This window comes from Reichenbachiella sp., from assembly GCF_039969095.1.
GTDB lineage: Bacteria > Bacteroidota > Bacteroidia > Cytophagales > Cyclobacteriaceae > Reichenbachiella.
Genome location: NZ_JBDVOL010000013.1, coordinates 44518 through 61037 on the forward strand (window position 1 = coordinate 44518; position 16520 = coordinate 61037).

Annotated in this window: 18 protein-coding genes; 9 read left to right on the top strand and 9 right to left on the bottom strand. The window is 41.1% G+C overall.

Annotation, left to right across the window (positions count from 1 at the left end; translation table 11 throughout):
- Positions 1–2: 2 nt before the first annotated feature.
- From rsmH to ABJH98_RS12660, 5 genes are all read right to left on the bottom strand, one after another.
- Positions 3–911 (bottom strand): 16S rRNA (cytosine(1402)-N(4))-methyltransferase RsmH, encoded by a 909-nt coding sequence (gene rsmH / locus ABJH98_RS12640; RefSeq protein ID WP_348308056.1) that lies wholly within the window; start codon positions 909–911, stop codon positions 3–5.
- Entirely contained in the window at positions 908–1351 is a 444-nt protein-coding gene (gene mraZ, locus ABJH98_RS12645; RefSeq protein WP_348308057.1) for a division/cell wall cluster transcriptional repressor MraZ, read from the bottom strand. The genes rsmH and mraZ overlap by 4 nt, the downstream gene beginning before the upstream one ends.
- Positions 1352–1605: 254 nt before the next feature.
- Positions 1606–2490: an endonuclease/exonuclease/phosphatase family protein gene (locus ABJH98_RS12650; protein ID WP_348308058.1), complete on the bottom strand. Its 885-nt coding sequence runs from the start codon at positions 2488–2490 to the stop codon at positions 1606–1608.
- 51 nt (positions 2491–2541) lie between these two features.
- Entirely contained in the window at positions 2542–2754 is a 213-nt protein-coding gene (locus tag ABJH98_RS12655) for a hypothetical protein (protein WP_348308059.1), read from the bottom strand.
- A gap of 102 nt (positions 2755–2856) precedes the next feature.
- Positions 2857–3498, bottom strand: coding sequence for a hypothetical protein (locus ABJH98_RS12660; protein ID WP_348308060.1), 642 nt, complete (start codon positions 3496–3498; stop codon positions 2857–2859).
- Between the two features lie 615 nt (positions 3499–4113).
- Here ABJH98_RS12660 and ABJH98_RS12665 point away from each other — a divergent pair.
- Positions 4114–5145, top strand: coding sequence for a DNA cytosine methyltransferase (locus ABJH98_RS12665; protein WP_348308061.1), 1032 nt, complete (start codon positions 4114–4116; stop codon positions 5143–5145).
- Entirely contained in the window at positions 5120–6133 is a 1014-nt protein-coding gene (locus tag ABJH98_RS12670) for a BsuBI/PstI family type II restriction endonuclease (protein ID WP_348308062.1), read from the top strand. Before ABJH98_RS12665 ends, ABJH98_RS12670 begins: the two co-directional genes overlap by 26 nt.
- A 301-nt stretch (positions 6134–6434) precedes the next feature.
- Here ABJH98_RS12670 and ABJH98_RS12675 read toward each other — a convergent pair whose 3' ends face one another.
- Entirely contained in the window at positions 6435–7058 is a 624-nt protein-coding gene (locus tag ABJH98_RS12675; RefSeq protein ID WP_348308063.1) for an SPOR domain-containing protein, read from the bottom strand.
- A 378-nt stretch (positions 7059–7436) separates the two neighbouring features.
- Between ABJH98_RS12675 and ABJH98_RS12680 the strand changes: the two genes are divergently transcribed.
- Genes ABJH98_RS12680 through ABJH98_RS12695 form a run of 4 tightly spaced genes read left to right on the top strand, consistent with a single transcriptional unit; the run spans position 7437 to position 10861 of the window.
- Complete coding sequence (locus ABJH98_RS12680) at positions 7437–8183, top strand: polyphosphate polymerase domain-containing protein (protein WP_348308064.1); 747 nt, start codon at positions 7437–7439, stop codon at positions 8181–8183.
- 2 nt (positions 8184–8185) lie between these two features.
- Positions 8186–8788 carry a DUF4956 domain-containing protein gene (locus ABJH98_RS12685; protein WP_348308065.1) on the top strand — a complete coding sequence of 201 codons (603 nt, stop codon included), beginning with the start codon at positions 8186–8188 and terminating at the stop codon, positions 8786–8788.
- A gap of 28 nt (positions 8789–8816) precedes the next feature.
- Complete coding sequence (locus tag ABJH98_RS12690) at positions 8817–9497, top strand: DUF2490 domain-containing protein (RefSeq protein ID WP_348308066.1); 681 nt, start codon at positions 8817–8819, stop codon at positions 9495–9497.
- Complete coding sequence (locus tag ABJH98_RS12695; RefSeq protein ID WP_348308067.1) at positions 9497–10861, top strand: CotH kinase family protein; 1365 nt, start codon at positions 9497–9499, stop codon at positions 10859–10861. Before ABJH98_RS12690 ends, ABJH98_RS12695 begins: the two co-directional genes overlap by 1 nt.
- 311 nt (positions 10862–11172) lie before the next feature.
- Here the strand turns inward: ABJH98_RS12695 and ABJH98_RS12700 are convergent, their stop codons facing one another.
- Positions 11173–11922, bottom strand: coding sequence for a DUF2807 domain-containing protein (locus tag ABJH98_RS12700; protein WP_348308068.1), 750 nt, complete (start codon positions 11920–11922; stop codon positions 11173–11175).
- Between the two features lie 214 nt (positions 11923–12136).
- Here ABJH98_RS12700 and ABJH98_RS12705 point away from each other — a divergent pair, with 214 nt between their 5' ends.
- The gene (locus ABJH98_RS12705; protein ID WP_348308069.1) at positions 12137–14443 is read left to right on the top strand and encodes a TonB-dependent receptor; all 2307 of its coding nucleotides are present in this window, start codon (positions 12137–12139) and stop codon (positions 14441–14443) included.
- Entirely contained in the window at positions 14440–15285 is an 846-nt protein-coding gene (locus tag ABJH98_RS12710; protein ID WP_348308070.1) for a DUF4249 family protein, read from the top strand. Before ABJH98_RS12705 ends, ABJH98_RS12710 begins: the two co-directional genes overlap by 4 nt.
- Before the next feature lie 151 nt (positions 15286–15436).
- On the opposite strand, the gene ABJH98_RS12715 is transcribed toward ABJH98_RS12710, so the two are convergent.
- Both ABJH98_RS12715 and ABJH98_RS12720 read right to left on the bottom strand, forming a co-directional pair.
- Positions 15437–15787, bottom strand: a complete 351-nt coding sequence (locus tag ABJH98_RS12715; protein ID WP_348308071.1) for a GIY-YIG nuclease family protein — start codon at positions 15785–15787, stop codon at positions 15437–15439.
- Between the two features lie 50 nt (positions 15788–15837).
- Positions 15838–16191, bottom strand: coding sequence for a DUF2200 domain-containing protein (locus tag ABJH98_RS12720; RefSeq protein ID WP_348308072.1), 354 nt, complete (start codon positions 16189–16191; stop codon positions 15838–15840).
- 134 nt (positions 16192–16325) lie between these two features.
- Here ABJH98_RS12720 and ABJH98_RS12725 point away from each other — a divergent pair, with 134 nt between their 5' ends.
- Positions 16326–16502: a hypothetical protein gene (locus ABJH98_RS12725; RefSeq protein WP_348308073.1), complete on the top strand. Its 177-nt coding sequence runs from the start codon at positions 16326–16328 to the stop codon at positions 16500–16502.
- Positions 16503–16520 lie beyond the last annotated feature (18 nt).

The following is a 16520-nucleotide window of genomic DNA, read 5'->3' on the forward strand; positions in this document are numbered from 1 at the left end:
GGTCAGATTTTTTCTGCTATTCTCAATTTTGCACTGCGTGCCCTGTTGTTTTCATTTATTTCTTTATCGCTTGCGGTGATTGGTTTTCTAGTGATGGCCTGAAGCGGTTTGCTTACATTTCCGTACAGATCCTTTTCCAATTCACCATAAAATTTTCCTTTGTTTATAAAATTTTTAACTGGTCTGTCTTCCAACGAGTGGTAGGACATGATCACCAGTCTTCCTTTTTCATTCAAAACTTCTGCACTTTGCTCTAGCATTTCCTCTAGTGCTTTCATTTCTTCATTTACCTCTATTCGAATTCCCTGAAACACCTGAGCAAAATATCTGTTCTCCTTCCGCTTTGGTGCAAATTTTTTAAGCACATCCAACAACTGCTGGATCGTCTTAAATGGCGCCAAGTGTCTTTCCGAACATAAGGCAGCTGCTAATGTCTTCGCATTTCGCACCTCCCCATACTGACCTAAAATCCTGTGCAACTCACGCTCTTCGTAAGTATTAAGAATTTCAGCAGCCGATACCCCTTGCTTCTGATTCATGCGCATGTCGAGCGGGCCGTCGAATCTTGTAGAGAATCCTCTCTCTGCGGTGTTGATCTGATGAGATGAAACACCTAAATCTCCCAAGATGCCGTCGACCTTCTTTACACCATGCAGACGCAAGTATTTTTTCAGGTTTCTGAAATTGGTTTGAATAAATGTGAAAGAACGATTGTCTATAGCTTCTGCATTCAATCGGGCTTCATCGTCCTGATCAAATCCATACAACTTCCCTTTCTCGCCTAAGTGCTTTAGAATTTCTTTGGAATGGCCACCACCACCAAAAGTGATATCCACATAGATGCCGTCTGCTTTGATCGCCAACCCTTCCATACATTCTTTCAGCATTACGGGGTTGTGATATTCACTCATTCATCTAAAAATTTCTTGGCCAAATCCGAATATTCATCGTTGTCGTCTATCAAGTATTCATCATACAAGGTCGGACTCCATATCTCTATCGTATTGCCTGCTCCTACTACCATCACGTTTTTCTCCAGTTTGGCATGGTCGATCCAGCCTTTTGGGATCAAAAAACGTCCAGCACTGTCTAATTCGACTTCGGCGACACTACGAAAAAAGTTTCTTTTTAATCTCCTTTGGTTGGCATCAAAATCACTTAAAGAAGCGAATTTGTTTTTCATCTTCTTAAACTCCAGCTCGGTGTACAGCACCAAGTTGGGATCGAATCCCTTCATGACAACGAGTTGATTGCCAGACACTTCGGGCAGATTGGCTTTAATCTTTGCAGGTAAAACCAATCTACCCTTAGCATCTAACTTACACTCATATTCGCTTGTAAAAAAAGCCATAGAGTTATAGAAAAATATAAACCACCACTACAAACTTAATGAAGTTTTGGAATTATCCACCACTTTCCTCCACTTTTTACCACAAGATGGAAAAATTTGTAAAATCATGGGCAAAAACACCAAAAAAAGGGCATAAAAAAACCACGATCTTATGCAAAATCGTGGGTATACTGGTAATAGTCTTCTAAGTCATCTTGTGATGATTATCAATTCCTCTTCATGAAAGATCCATCAAGTCACAGATTAAGTAGGCTTTAATCTTTATTAGTATAAAATTCTGCCCAGACAGGGAAATGATCAGAAACTACCTTTGAGGTAAACGCATTGTCAACCCCCCATTGGCCAGTGAAATCACTAGTCACTCCGGTTGTAATCACTATTCTATCATAAGCACAGACCTTACTAGCCAAGTTGGTATCGGCATCATCAGGCACAATCCATTGATAGGCTGCACCTCTTAGTTCCATTTGGTCCAAATCTTCTGGAGACGCATATGAACAAGAGGCATTAAAGTCGCCCAATGTAATGAAGTCATCTTCGTCAGGATATTTATTCTTCGCCCAATTCACGACATCATGTAACGCTGCTATTTCTTTCTTTGCCTCACTCGGACGAGTATGAATGCTGGAAAGCACAAAAGTAAAGGACCCTTCGATGGCGCTAAATCCGGCTAGAAAGGGTTCTCTTTGGAAAAAATCATTCGAAGAATCGTCGTACAGCACTCCCTCATCCAATGATTTGATTGTTTCGGTATTGTAGTAGTAAGCGTATTGCTCCTGCGACGATTTATCATCGGCTTGCATGCCTGTTCGCTCACTCAACACCATTGCATATTTCGCTCCATTTTCATTTATCTTATTCAAAAAAAGCGTAGGCACTTTATTCGGCTTATTCTTTATTTCCTGAACAGCTACTATGTCATAAGACCGTATGATCATGGCTAAAGTATCCATAACCAATTCTTTGGCTGATTTAGTCTTTCCAAATATTTGGATATTGAACGTAGCAATAGTGATAGTACTTTCATCTTGAGACTGACTTTGATCAATCTGATTGGACACGGACAAGAGGCCTCGGGGAGGCACTGCATTGACGTTGATGAAAGTGAGAAGCAGTAGAAAAATGGAAATTCTTTTCATGGTAAAGTTGGTTAGTTAGTTTTTAAAACAATTTACATATTACTCAGATTATTAACAAAGCTCGTGTTGACCAACAGCCAATAAGCCTTTCTGGGCTGAATAACCTCTTGCCAAACGATACCGATAACTGAACGGCTCGTCTGCTCTTTCGGAATCCGCAGGGTGGTTATGAATATCAGCCAATTTTTGATCCAATAGCTGATTATAACCCAAAAGAACGGGGTTCAACCACTGGTCATTTCGACCAAATGGGAGAAATCTCATTAAGCTTGAGGGTGATTATCAGTTGATTAAGATTTCTCCACTTTGGCAGACCGCTAACGTCGAAATGACCTATGATTTCGCTTTTGAATCGCCGATTTTTCGTCAATTCTTGACGACGTGTCGGGCGGCGTCGTAGCCTACATAGAATGCAGGATCCGAACGCTTGAATCGCTTCAGTACATTGTCGAGCCGGGTCAGGGTTTTGTTTACCTCGTCGAACAGGGCAGCCAAATCCTGGGTAGCCACTCGAGACTGGATCTGGTACGAGCGCGGCACGCCTCTTTTGTCCTGAAAGATCGCAAAGGACGTTTTCACCTCTTCGATCTGCTCGGCAGACATGCCATAGTCAGCCATGTCTGCTACATGACCATCGAGCAAGTCGATCACGTTTTTGGTTTTGATCTCAAAGTCCTCGTTGGCCAGACGGAAGTAATCCGAAGCAGAATTGGTCGATTGGGACAAGAGTTCGGCATTGTCAGTATCTGAGGCGTAGGCCTCCAGTATGTCGTCTAGGATGTCCATTTTCTGTGCGATCTGCTGTTTGAGCTCTCGCAGGGAGGCACTGATAAAGACTTGTGAAGACTCCTGCTTGAGAGAGGCCTCCTGAATGCCCTGTATCGCCTGGATCAGGGTGGTTTTATAATTGCTGATGATCGGGACGGCATTCCACACGGCAGCATGTGTATCGAGGTAAGCGTTGGTGGCTTGTGCCATTTCCAGTCGGTTGATTTGTTCTCGTGTCATGATTTTTAAGTTATTAATGGTTAGCCAAAATGCTGCTGGTATATGAAAATAGGCGATCAATAGATGATATCAAAATATTAAACCAATAATCAACTGTTATTAATAGGTAATTGTATCCTACCAACGAGCTGTGCAAGTCTGCGAGGGGTTTGTGCAGCCTTCCGAGAGCTTCTTGCAGACCTCCGAGGGGTTCTTGCAGGCTTCCGAGAGGTTCTTGCAGGCCTCCGAGGGGTTGTTGCAAGGTGCTGAGGGGTTCTTGCAGTCCTCAGAGAGGTTCTTGCAGGCCTCAGAGAGATTCTTGCAGGCCTCCGAGGGGTTGTTGCAGGGTGCTGAGGGGTTTGTGCAGAAAATATGAAGATTCCCCCAACGGAATAGTACATAATCAGGAAAAGCGGGGTGAATCCCCCTCAATTATTTGATCCGAATAAAATTATGCATAACCTTAAAGTAGGGTCAGGTGTCGCAGCGCCTGACTTCCCGCACATTTTGAGAGCATAAAAACATTTTTTTAAACATTTATAAATACGGATGTAGCTATAGTGCATGGTCTATAGCAGTATGTTGTGCCTAATGCTAAGAAACCTTAAACACAACAAAAATTCGTAACTTTGAAGAATGAAATATTGGGAAGAAATAAATAAAAAACTGAAGCCTTGGGTTGACACTGATTTGAATAAAACAGTAGTTGACCTTTTTGCGGGTTGCGGTGGACTTTCCCTTGGTTTTGAAGCTAATGGGTTTAAAACCATTGGTTATGAAATGGACGAACAGGCAACTAATACATACAACAAAAACTTAATTGGAGAGTGTTTCAACGAAAAGTTGACAGTTGAAACAAAATACCCAAATGCTGATATTGTGATTGGCGGCCCTCCTTGTCAGCCTTTTAGCGTAGGTGGAAAACAACTTGGACTAAAAGATTCAAGAGACGGGTTTCCGATTTTTTTATCTGCAATCAGACAGCTTGACCCTGAAGTATTGTTGTTTGAAAATGTTCGCGGAATGCTTTACAAAAACAAATGGTATTTAAAAGAAGTCATTGAAGAACTTGAAAGTTTAGGATACTACATCAATTACGCCCTTTTAAATGCGGTAAACTATGAAGTTCCACAAAACAGAGAACGTGTCATAGTTATTGGCTCAAAGCAAAAAATCAATTTTCCAAGAAAGGTAAACCGAAAAGTAACAGCAGGTCAGGCATTAGGAGAACTTGCCTTTCAATGTGATGACGATTCTAAGTTTTTCACAGAATCAATGGACAGATACGTTGCGAATTATGAAAAAGCTTCAAAATGCATCAACCCAAGAGATTTGTACTTAGATAGACCAGCAAGAACTTTGACTTGCAGGAATTTAGCAGGTGCAACGGGAGATATGCACCGAGTGAGATTAAAAGACAATCGCAGACGTAGAATCACGGTTCGAGAAGCTGCAAGGCTTCAAAGTTTTCCTGATTGGTTCGAGTTTTCAGGTACAGAAACTAATCAATACAACCAAATTGGTAATGCTGTTGCCCCAAACTTCGCATATCACTTGGCTTTAAATATCAAAAATTACTTGATGGGAAAAGCTGAAAATAAATACATCATTACAGAACACGACCAACTTAAATTATTTGAGAATGAAGCAGTATATCAGTCCCGATAAATCAAAAACTTTTAGCGAAAAAACACCTAAGGTTCAGGAACTGATAAATACCACGCTTTACATCCTTGACACTTTTGGGATTCCTTTAGATGCCACGCCAAGAAGATTGGAAAGAATGGCAATTGCATTTTTAGCAAGTTGCGACATTAAAAAAGTTTCAGATTTCAAAAAAGCAAAAGATTTAAATAGTGGATACGCCCTCAAAACAAGGGATATTATCATTTACGTCAACAATCATTTTGCAGAAAATATAAGTTCAGGTTCTTATGATGACATTCGTAGAAAAGACCTAAAACTATTAACAGTTGCAGAAGTTGTTTTACAATCAAGCCCAAATTCAGCTACAAACGACTCAACTCGTGGCTATTCTATAAATCCTACATATGCGGAACTCGTCAGGAATTTTGGCTCAAAGGATTGGGAGAAAATGGTCTCTGAAAAATTGAAGGATATTGAGCCATTAAGTAAAAAACTGAAAAGGGAAAGAGAAATCGCAAAAGTGAGTGTTACTCTTCCGTCAGGTGGTGAGCTGACTTTTTCAGCAGGAGAGCATAATGATTTACAAAAAGCGATTATTGAAGATTTTTTGCCGAGATACGGACACGGAGCAGAAGTGCTTTATGTTGGAGATACCTCAGACAAATATCTCTACTTAGAAAAAGAGAAACTTGAAGAATTGAATTTCTTTGAAATTTCCCACGAAGAGCTACCAGATGTAATTGCCTATTCAAAGAAAAAGAATTGGCTCTACTTGATAGAAGCAGTTCACTCTTCGGGTCCGATAAGCGAGCTTAGGTTAATCCAACTTCAAAAACTTACAAAAGACTGCAAAGCGGACATTGTTTATGTAACTGCATTTCTGAACAGACCAAAGTTTAGACAATTTATGACAGATATTGCTTGGGAAACAGAAGTTTGGATAGCGGATAATCCTGACCATTTAGTACATTTCAATGGCGACAAATTTCTTGGCCCTTATAAAGAATAAAAAGCACTAAGGCACAACATTGGTTATACGTAATGCGGGGTTTAGTGCTAATATGAAAGTAATTGCATTAAATAAACTTAGCGGTAAGCGGAAAGTTTAAGGACTTGAAATCCCGCACTATGCATAGCCGAGGCCGTTACCTACCATAAGTCTAAATCATGAATAAAAATTGGGATGAACTCCACTAGGCGTAAATTGTATCTACACCTAAATATAATAGCTGCACAAAAGGATATAAAGGTGTAGTTGTAAACTACACCTAGACTCGATATCAGACGATTTAAACAATTAGTGCCTCACCTTAAAACTCCAGCACCCAAGCTCCCTGTTCTTCGGAGGAGCTAGCTGCTATCAAGGCCTCGTCTCGGGTATTGTAGTCGGCAAGACAAACGCGATAAAACCTGGCACCACCAAATGGCTCGATGATTTTGACGCTTTTTCCTTCGGCAGCCAGTTTGTTGCCGTAGTCCATGGCGAGGTCTCCATCTATGCTGCTGGACACCACCACATAGAATCGTCCGGTAGACGATGATAGGGTTTGTACGATACCTACTGCGGATTGTGCAGCTATTTCATCCAGCTTTTCGTTGACGATGGCCAGCTGATCTTGTGGATATTGTTCTTTGGAATAAAGTGACGCGGCCTCACTATACATAGACTTTGCAGACTCCCAAGACTCCTGTTCGAACGCTTTGTCTGCACTGGTAATCAACTGATCGTATTTGGCCTTTTTTCGTGCGGCAGCTTCTTGTCGTTTCTTTTGGGCAGCGGCTTTAGCCAATTGCTCCTGTCTCGCCTTTTCTATGGCTTCTTGTTTTGGTTTGTAGCTAAACCAGTACCATCCACCTGTCAGTACGACTACAATGATCAATACCGTGATGATAATACCTACTGCCTTATTACTACCGTTTGTGTTTTCAGCCATGATGAGATTGATTCTAGTTATGTAAAAAATCAAGCCTGATTGTAAAGTTTAATGTCAGTCAAACTTGAATTTCCTCAAATCTCTATTAAAATATTGCTTAAAGCCAAGCATTTCATGAAAAATCACAAATTCATGAAATTCAGTGTTCATCAGTTAAATACCCAAAAGATGATAAGAAATGATTCAAACGGTTTTGTCCATACGAGTATTACGTTGTTTATCACGTAACTATTTGTCCACTTTTTTGTTGCAAGTCCAAATAGTCTTTTATCCAATTCACAATATGCCAAGACTACACTTTTAATATTTGCTGACGACTTTAAACCTTTCTATTCATTCAGAATCTAAGCTTCCAATATACAGTCAGAAAATGTAAAAATGGAAGTAGTAAGAAGTATAGGCAAATTCTCAACTATCTCTTTGAATGAAATGAATGAAGTGTCACTTATGAAACGAATTGACACCAAGTTCCTCATCCCAATAGGTCAACTTCACAAAATCTTGAATAGCGTGGTAGATCACTACAAAGTGCTTGAAATAAATGGAAACAGGACGATGACCTATCGATCTTTGTACTTCGACACAGCGTGTGGTAAGTTCTATAAGGATCATCACAACGGAAGAAGCAAGCGAACGAAAGTGCGGATCCGTAACTATGTAGAGTCAGAGCTATTTTTTTTAGAAATAAAACAGAAAGACAACAAAGGAGTCACCGCCAAAACGCGCATTAAAATTGATGATTTTGAAATAAATTTATCAGAACATTCCAAGCAATTCATCTACGATACTGTCTCCAACAACTATGACTTGGCTCCTTCACTTTGGAATGGGTTCAAACGAGTTACGTTGGTCGACGCTGTCAACAAAGAAAGAATCACTATTGATTTTGATCTGAATTACACTTTTGGAAATAACAAAAAGAAGTTCGACAGTTTGGCTATAGTAGAAATGAAACAAGAACGGTACAACAGGAACTCACCTATTGTAGCCCAACTCAAATCAATACAATCACATCCTTATAGCATCAGTAAGTATTGCATAGGCCTAATGAGCCTATGCAATAATTTGAAGTATAATCGATTCAAGAAAAACATTTTGAAAATAGAAAAATTGGCAAACGCATAAAGATGGAATTTTTGGACATACCTCTGTTTGATGATGACTTTTATAAGTTGATGGTAAGGTTTAGCATCAATCTATTCTTCCTAACAATAATCATAAGATTTTTATATTATCAAACTTCTAAGAGAAGGGATTATCTCTTCACTTATTACATGATCAGCATGATCGTGTTCTTTCTTTGCTTTACACTTAAAAAATACGAATTGGATATCGGCATGGCCTTAGGTCTATTCGCCATATTCGGCATTATCAGATATAGGACTGATGCAATACCGATCAAAGAGATGACCTATCTATTTGTCGTCATAGGGATTTCAGTTATCAATTCATTGGCCAATAAAAAGATGAGCTATGCAGAAATACTTATGGCCAATGGTGTCATCGTAACTTCCATTGCCATATTGGAGCATGTCTGGCATCTGAAAAGATTAGTTACCAAGGAAATTATCTATGAAAATATCGACAATATCAAACCAGAAAACTACAGCTCTTTAAAAACCGATTTAGAAACCAGAACGGGGCTCCCTATCGAAAAAATAACCATAGGCAAGGTTGATTTTTTAAAGGACACTGCTGTAGTAACCATTCACTATTACAACGGACTGTAAAATGCTAAAAAGAATAATAATCGCAATAATGATGAGCCTTCCAATGTTCGGTATGGCTCAAAGTGGAGATTATGTAGAGGTTCAAGATTTTGAATCCTGGACTTCACTGGCACTTAAATACAAACTTGACAAAAAGTGGACATTTGGTCTGCAGGAGCAAATCCGGCTGGACAACAATTCAAGTGAGATAAAAAGTTTTTTGACACAGTTCACCACTGATTACAAATTATCCAAAAAATTTGAAGTTGGATTAGGGCTGCGTCTGATCAACAAAAATGACAACAAGGGAAATAAACAAGGCTACGAGCATTATTTCCGATACCATTTTGATGCCAGCTACAAACACAAGTTGGATCGTTTCTCATTCAAGTATAGAGTCAGATATCAGGATCGTAGTGAATTGAGTGTACATAGCTCAAATGAAGGTGATCCCGAAAAATACGTTCGATTCAAAGCCACGGCAGATTACAACATCAAAAATTGGAAACTAGACCCAGAAATATCCGGAGAAATATTCAATCCGCTGGATGGAGAAACTTATGACGGCCTCTCTGGTTACCGATTGACAGTCGGGACCAACTATAAGATCAAAAAACTGGGTAAAATCGGGGTTTCTTACCGTCTGGAAAAAGAATTGAACACTACACACCCCAAAACGACCAATATATTAAGACTCAAATATACCTACACCCTTAAAAACAAAAAATAATGACAACATTCACTACTAAGCTGTTTGCGAGCGTCTGCCTTATTTTTTTGGGATTATTTTCTTGTCAGCAAGAAATATTTGAAGAAGACGTTGAAAGCGGGTTCGGATTGGATGATTGGACAACAGAAACACATTCAGAATATGGTGAGCCAAATTATGAAGTTGTGTTTGCCCAAGACAAGGTTCATAGAATTGACATTGTATTGACGACAGATGAATTTACGACCATGCAAAACGATTTAGCTCAATTTGTAGGATTCAGGCCTCCAGGGACAAGTGTGGAAGGTAAACCTATTTATGTGGCTGCGGACTTCTACTATGAAGGTACACAGTGGTATGAGGTAGGAATACGATACAAGGGCAATTCAAGCTTGCAATTTGCTAGCCGAGATGGTATAAATAAATTGCCCCTAAGGTTTGAATTTGATAAGTTCGAAGATGAATATCCTGAAATCAAAAATCAGCGTTTTTATGGATTTGAAGAAGTATCGATGAGTAGTGGTTATCTTGACCAATCTTGTATGCGTGAAAAGACTGCGGCTGATTTGTTTAGAGAATTTGGTGTGCCCGCAGCTCAAACAGCGTATTACGAAATATGGGTGGATGAAGGAGATGGAAACCCGAAATATTATGGCTTGTACACCATGGTTGAAATTATCTTTGACACCATGCTTCAAAATATGTTTGGCAGCTCATCAGGAAACTGTTATAAGCCTGAAGGAGAAGGTGCACGCTTTGGTGTAACTGGTTTTGATCTTAATCATTTTGAAAAGAAAACTAACGAAGATGAAGGTGATTGGAGCGACATACAAGCCTTGTATGATGCGTTACATGCCTCTACTCGCAGCACAAACGTTGAGAAGTGGAAGGCAGATCTGGAAGCTCTATTTGATGTAGATGGCTTCTTAAAGTATTTGGCAGTAAACAACACCATCCAAAATTGGGATACTTATGGTCTAATGGACCACAATTACTACTTGTACCATGATCCAGCAGACGATCTCATTAAATGGATTCCTTGGGACAACAACATGGCTTTTGCCGATGATTTGGGCAAAGGAGCGCTATCATTCGAAATGAGTGAAGTCGGAGATGACTGGCCATTGATCTCATACATTATTGCCGTGCCTGAATATAGGGACAAATACGATGCATATATTAATGATTTTATCAATGGTCCATTTGAGTCTACTAAAATGCAAGCACAGTATGAAGACATGTCTACGTTAATTGAGCAATCTGCCACGAGCGAAGTATCAGGATATTCGTTCTTGAACAACCCAGGAGACTTTTATAGTGATGTTTTAGAACTGCAAACATATGTATCACAACGAAAAACTGATTCAGAAGCTTATCTTCACTAAATTCCGCTTGCTGGAGTACTATAGGCAGGTCTGCTGGTGAAGACAGATCGCGGAACTAGTCTACGAAGGAGGTACAAAGGAAAAGCGTTTACTTGAAGTGAAGCCTCCACTGGCGTTTAGCCTTTTCGGCGTAACGCGTGACTACTCCCAAATCGTAGGTTGTCCTATGACCCCTGATGAGAAAGGGCTTCCCCATACTTTTCCAAAGTTGTTCTTCCAATGAGTTAAAGCGTTTCAGGCTTTTCTGAAATGCTAGATAGAACTTTGAAAAAGTTAAATGAAAGTAAAGAGGTTACTACCACCTAGGCCTATCAGTCCTCAGCTTTTTCTACGATGCCAGAGCCTGTATTATTCACTTTCAGGGTTGGGTTGCCCCTGTAAAGCACTTTTCCGCCACTCACTACATTGGCCACCAGCGTTTCTGATACCGAAACCTCGGCTCTGCCATTGCCATGCGCTTGCGCTGTCAGCGATTGGCACTGTAGGCCATAGCCTTTGTACACACCCGAAGTATTAGCATTTACCTTGAGCAACTCTGCTTTGCCAGTGATATCCAGCCTTCCCTTCCCTGATATAGTGGCGTCCAATTTAGTAGCTTCAATGGCCAACTGGGCTTTTGCCGACCTACCTATGGACACAACGGCAGATTGGGTTTTAGCGGTCATGTCTAGCTTACTGCCCGTGGTCACGACTATTTTCAAACTACTGGCAGCTGGTACATCCTTCACGCTGAGGGTGGCCTTATTACTGACAGCAATCCCTTCTATGGCACTTGTGGTGTAGATTTTGGCGCTGACAGATACCCCTTCCAGCTTCTTGGTGTTCTTAAAGGTCAGAAGCAGTTGACCTGCTACAACCTCAGCCGTGACTTTATCCTCCTTGGTTCCGCTGACGGTCAGCACTACTTTATTCGAGGTGCCTTTGAGCAACTCTGCCTGGATGCCATAGTCTACAGACACGGCTTTAAAATCTCCTAATGCTCTCTCTACTTCCTGCTGAGCCAATAGTGGTGTGCTACTGGAAATGACGATAATGGCGAATAATACGATGATGTTTTTCATAGATAATACTGGTTAGATTAAATAAATTTATTGGATAACGACAATTTAATCTGAATATTATACAATATTTTAGTTCTTCCATGCCCATTTTATCTGTCTATCCGCTACCCATCTTTAGGTAACTTCAGTATTTATTCTAAAATCGAATTAATTCATACAAAAAATAGTTATTAGACTATCCGCTTTTCAGTGATTTATGATTATATATTAAGAGATGTCTATAACCGATAGATTATATATCCCCTGTATCATAGGCTCCTTAACCCTACTGCTGATCACGCATTCGGCCAGTAGTCAGTCCAGGATCGAGGGCACATTGGCTGACGCCATCACGGGTCAAGTGCTGCCATTTGCCAGCATTCAAAACCTGAACTCTGGCTATGTGAGCGTGGCAGATTCTAGTGGGATATATCATGTCCTAGCGAATCCTAAAGACAGCATAGCCTTTTCGTTTATTGGCTATGACAAACTTCATATGCTGGCCGCTCAAATACCCGAGAACGAACCGCTCCTCCTGCGCCCGACCAACCAATACTTGCAAGAAGTAGAAGTAAACGCCCTACGCTCACCTTCTATAGAGCAATTTGACAAGATCAGACCCAGCATGCATACGCTCCGAAAGGATGTGATTTTTCAATTGCCCTCGATGGCTGGAGAACCTGATTTCATTAAAGTAATCACCCTCATGCCTGGTGCTTCAAAAGGAATCGAAGGGTCGAATGACTTCTTTGTTAGAGGTGGTGCGGCTGACCAAAACTTGGTACTTTTGGATGGAGCCACCGTATACAATACGGGACACCTCTTTGGCTTTTTGTCCGTATTCAACCCTTCGGCCATCGGAGAGGTAAACATTATGACTGGTGGGTTCCCTGCCGAATATGGTGGCAGGCTTTCCTCAATCATCGACATTCGGTCGAAAGAAATCAGCAAAGCTCAGCTAAGGATTGAAGGTGGTATCGGCCTGATATCTTCACGAGTTTCAGCAGAGATTCCGATTATCAAAGATAAACTAGCGGTTCAAATCGCTGGCCGCAGAACCTACGCTGACCAAGTCGTAACCTTGATCGGTGGAGAGGAACTGCCCTACTATTTCTATGATATGAATGTCAACGTGGACTACGCACTGAATAAAACCACTCGTCTACACTACGGCTTTTATTTCGGAGACGACGTATTGGATTATACAGGTGCCAGAGGGAGTAATAATGATCCCAGCGGAACTTCTTTTGTCATCGGCAATCTCATCCAAACCCTATCTCTGGAAAAGGAATTTCACCGATTCTCATCAACTACTGATCTGACATTCACTCGATTTGATTACAAAATCAACAACTACTATCAAGACAATAGTCTAAATGTGGTCTCAGACATCGAAGATTTGGGACTAAAACAGAAGGTTACCCTGCCCCTATCAGAAAATAACAAGTTGCACATGGGTTTTAGTACGATTAGGAGGTCAGTCAATACCAACCTAATTGACGTAGAAGGAGAATTGGCCGAGGTGATTCCCAGCAGTGGAGGTGACGTGATCAACGTCTTCGAAGGAGCCATCTTCGGAGAGTGGGAATTCAAACAAGGGAAATTTGAAGGCATACTGGGTGCACGTGCTTCCGCAGCTTTGGTTGAAGGCACTAATTATTGGCAACCAGAGCCCAGAGTTGCGCTTCGCTATGCCATAGACCCGAACTGGGCCTTGAAGGCGAGCTACACCCGCATGAGCCAGTATATACATCGGGTTTCCAGTTCTTCTTTCGCCTTGCCTACGGACATTTGGTATCCAGTGGATCCAGTAGTAAAACCCCAAACAGCCAATCAGTGGACGCTAGGCGTGAGCAAGCTTATGCCATCTAAAGAGATCGTGTTGAGCGCAGAGGTTTATTATAAGCAACTGAGCAATCTAGTTGAGTTTCGAGAAGGTACCAATCTTGTCCTGAACCCTGATTTTCGCAATGGCCTTTTACAAGGTAATGGGGAGTCTTATGGATTTGAATGGCTACTGAGAAAAGACGTGGGCAGACTCAGGGGATGGTTGTCTTACACACTTTCATGGTCGCATCGTACGTTCGATGAATTAAACAAAGGACTTACCTTTCCAGCGCGATATGACAGGCGTCACAATGCCGCTTTGGTCACCAACTACAGTTTGAACGACCGCTGGTCATTTTCAATGATTTGGGAATTTATCTCTGGTGCGAAATTCACACCGATCATTGGCTATTATGCCATTCCCAATGCATCCGCTACAGGTGCCGACCTGATCCCGATCTATCCAGATCGCAATTCTGTGAGACTGGCAAATACACACCGACTGGATTTGAGTATTATACTGAAAGGCAAGCAGAAGCCAGGTCGCAAATGGCAGGGAGATTGGCAATTCAGCCTATACAACGTGTACAACAGAGCTACACCCATCGCTATTACGATCGTATATGACGAAAACACAAACGCCTATAAATATGAGCAACCTGGGCTGTTGGGCCTTTTGCCTTCTATCACATATAATTTCAAATTTATCAAATGAGAATCGGGTTTCTTCATATCATCAGCCTTCTAATCGTGCTATCCGCATGCTTACCAGACCCATTGTCTGTAGACGACGTCCCTATTCCAGAAAATACCGTAGTGGTGGGCTCGCAGAATCTTCCAGAACAATTTTTGGCCATTGCCATTACCAAAAATTTCAACGCATTGGATGGTGGACGTGAAGATGACTATGAGGAGCTAGTTAGCTCATTGCTGATTGACAGTCTGGATGTAACAATTGAAGTATTGGGTGAGTCGTATGAGCTAGACAATATTGAATTAGGACTGTATGTAGGCACTGATATCCCACAACTGCCAGGTGAGACCTATTCGCTTTCATTTGAAAATCCTTTCAATCAAAATCCCGTTCGTGCTTCCGCCGCCATGTTGCCGTTTGTGGGTTTTGATTCAGTAGGTATATTCGTTGAAATCAATGAGTTTGATTCAATTGTCAACGTCTCTATGAAACTACAAGACCCACCAGGCCCTAATTGGTACATGTCCAATGTGCAGCTGATCAATGAAGAGTTTAGCGTTAATGTCAATCCTTTCACCGAATTATTTACCGATGCGGGTCAGGATGGTGAACTCATCAATTACGACTATCGAGTTTTCTTTAGAGATTACGCACCAGGCGATACCGTCTTGGTAACCTTGGCCAATATCAGTCAGGAATACTATGACTTTCTCGACCTGAGAGGCACCAGACGTCCATTTGCTGGAAGCTTGGGTGAACCCATCAACTATCCCGCTAATATTGAAAATGGCCTCGGGTACTTTCATATGCACATTCCTGATGTACGAATTTTTCTTCCAGGCTTTGATAATTCAGAAGATTAGCAACGATGAGCTTTAGTGCTCTCTCTGGTCTTAGGATCGCTATCATTTAACCTCCGATCAGCAGAGATTTGTTGGATACGACTCTAATAAACACAGAAATTTTATTGTTTTAGGTTCGTGAGGACACGAAGCTGGGCTTAGATTGTATAAACTAATTAAACCAAACGGCATATCGCTTCCTACGCAATTCCAAAGCCAACTTTTCTTCCATTTTTAGCGCCTCGGCTCTGGTTGTCATGGGTGCTATATGGTTGTATAAATTCGGACGAAGGTAGGCACCATATTTCTGAACGATATTTGAAGAAAGCTTATGACCTCTCTTGCTCAAGGTTCCTTTTTTATGTTGTTCAAATCGTTCTTTTGGATCTTTACTAGTCATTCCAACATATAGGCATTCTAGCACGCCATTGAATTGTGGATTAGCCGCACGAAATCGAGTATTTTCAGTAAAAACACGCTTAGACAATTCTATCACATAAACTCTGTAGGTCAATCGTGGCATAAATGGCTTTTCATTGGTTTTGAATCCATACAAATTCTACACTAACATAATCACCCCGCCCTCAAAATCTTCTCCATCTTTTTTCCTCTGGCCAGTTCGTCTATGAGTTTGTCCAGATAGCGAACTTCTTGCATGAGGGGTTCTTCGATGTTTTCTACCCGGATACCGCAGACTACGCCTTTGATTAGTTTTCGATTGGGATTGAGGTGTGGGGCATCCTCAAAGAAGGCTTCGAAGACCACTTTCTTTTCCAAAATTTCTTCCAGACCTTGTTGATCATAGCCTGTCAGCCAATGAATGATTTGATCTACCTCCGCCTTGGTTCGGCCTTTTTTCTCAGCTTTGGTCACGTAGTGTGGATAGACTCCCGCAAAGCTCATGGTATAGATTCTATGTTTGGTCATCTAGATTTGAACAGTTGAAATAAACTTAAACTTAACCATGAATTGTCAGCTAGACAATAAGTCAAAGCAGGAGCCGAAGGTTCTGGATAGACTGAATATGGGTTTTAAGTTCTATTTCTTTATTACTTTAAAGCATGAAAAAATCAGACAAAATCTTTCTCATTGCAGCATTTGTATCCTTTCTGCTATCGGTGTCCTTATGGTTCAATGGTCAAAGTGAAGCAGGAATTTTTGTTGGGCTCTGGGTTCCTTCCATTATCTGCGGTGCCAATTACATCAAACTTATTGGAAAAAACCCTGACCGATCATGATCATCACAGGAGAATTTA

Coding starts and splice junctions, on each gene's coding strand:
- rsmH (WP_348308056.1), bottom strand. CDS start 911: ATGAGTGAATATCACAACCCCGTAATGCTGAAAGAATGTATGGAAGGG.
- mraZ (WP_348308057.1), bottom strand. CDS start 1,351: ATGGCTTTTTTTACAAGCGAATATGAGTGTAAGTTAGATGCTAAGGGT.
- ABJH98_RS12650 (WP_348308058.1), bottom strand. CDS start 2,490: ATGAAAAGAATTTCCATTTTTCTACTGCTTCTCACTTTCATCAACGTC.
- ABJH98_RS12655 (WP_348308059.1), bottom strand. CDS start 2,754: ATGAGATTTCTCCCATTTGGTCGAAATGACCAGTGGTTGAACCCCGTT.
- ABJH98_RS12660 (WP_348308060.1), bottom strand. CDS start 3,498: ATGACACGAGAACAAATCAACCGACTGGAAATGGCACAAGCCACCAAC.
- ABJH98_RS12665 (WP_348308061.1), top strand. CDS start 4,114: ATGAAATATTGGGAAGAAATAAATAAAAAACTGAAGCCTTGGGTTGAC.
- ABJH98_RS12670 (WP_348308062.1), top strand. CDS start 5,120: ATGAAGCAGTATATCAGTCCCGATAAATCAAAAACTTTTAGCGAAAAA.
- ABJH98_RS12675 (WP_348308063.1), bottom strand. CDS start 7,058: ATGGCTGAAAACACAAACGGTAGTAATAAGGCAGTAGGTATTATCATC.
- ABJH98_RS12680 (WP_348308064.1), top strand. CDS start 7,437: ATGGAAGTAGTAAGAAGTATAGGCAAATTCTCAACTATCTCTTTGAAT.
- ABJH98_RS12685 (WP_348308065.1), top strand. CDS start 8,186: ATGGAATTTTTGGACATACCTCTGTTTGATGATGACTTTTATAAGTTG.
- ABJH98_RS12690 (WP_348308066.1), top strand. CDS start 8,817: ATGATGAGCCTTCCAATGTTCGGTATGGCTCAAAGTGGAGATTATGTA.
- ABJH98_RS12695 (WP_348308067.1), top strand. CDS start 9,497: ATGACAACATTCACTACTAAGCTGTTTGCGAGCGTCTGCCTTATTTTT.
- ABJH98_RS12700 (WP_348308068.1), bottom strand. CDS start 11,922: ATGAAAAACATCATCGTATTATTCGCCATTATCGTCATTTCCAGTAGC.
- ABJH98_RS12705 (WP_348308069.1), top strand. CDS start 12,137: ATGTCTATAACCGATAGATTATATATCCCCTGTATCATAGGCTCCTTA.
- ABJH98_RS12710 (WP_348308070.1), top strand. CDS start 14,440: ATGAGAATCGGGTTTCTTCATATCATCAGCCTTCTAATCGTGCTATCC.
- ABJH98_RS12715 (WP_348308071.1), bottom strand. CDS start 15,787: ATGCCACGATTGACCTACAGAGTTTATGTGATAGAATTGTCTAAGCGT.
- ABJH98_RS12720 (WP_348308072.1), bottom strand. CDS start 16,191: ATGACCAAACATAGAATCTATACCATGAGCTTTGCGGGAGTCTATCCA.
- ABJH98_RS12725 (WP_348308073.1), top strand. CDS start 16,326: ATGAAAAAATCAGACAAAATCTTTCTCATTGCAGCATTTGTATCCTTT.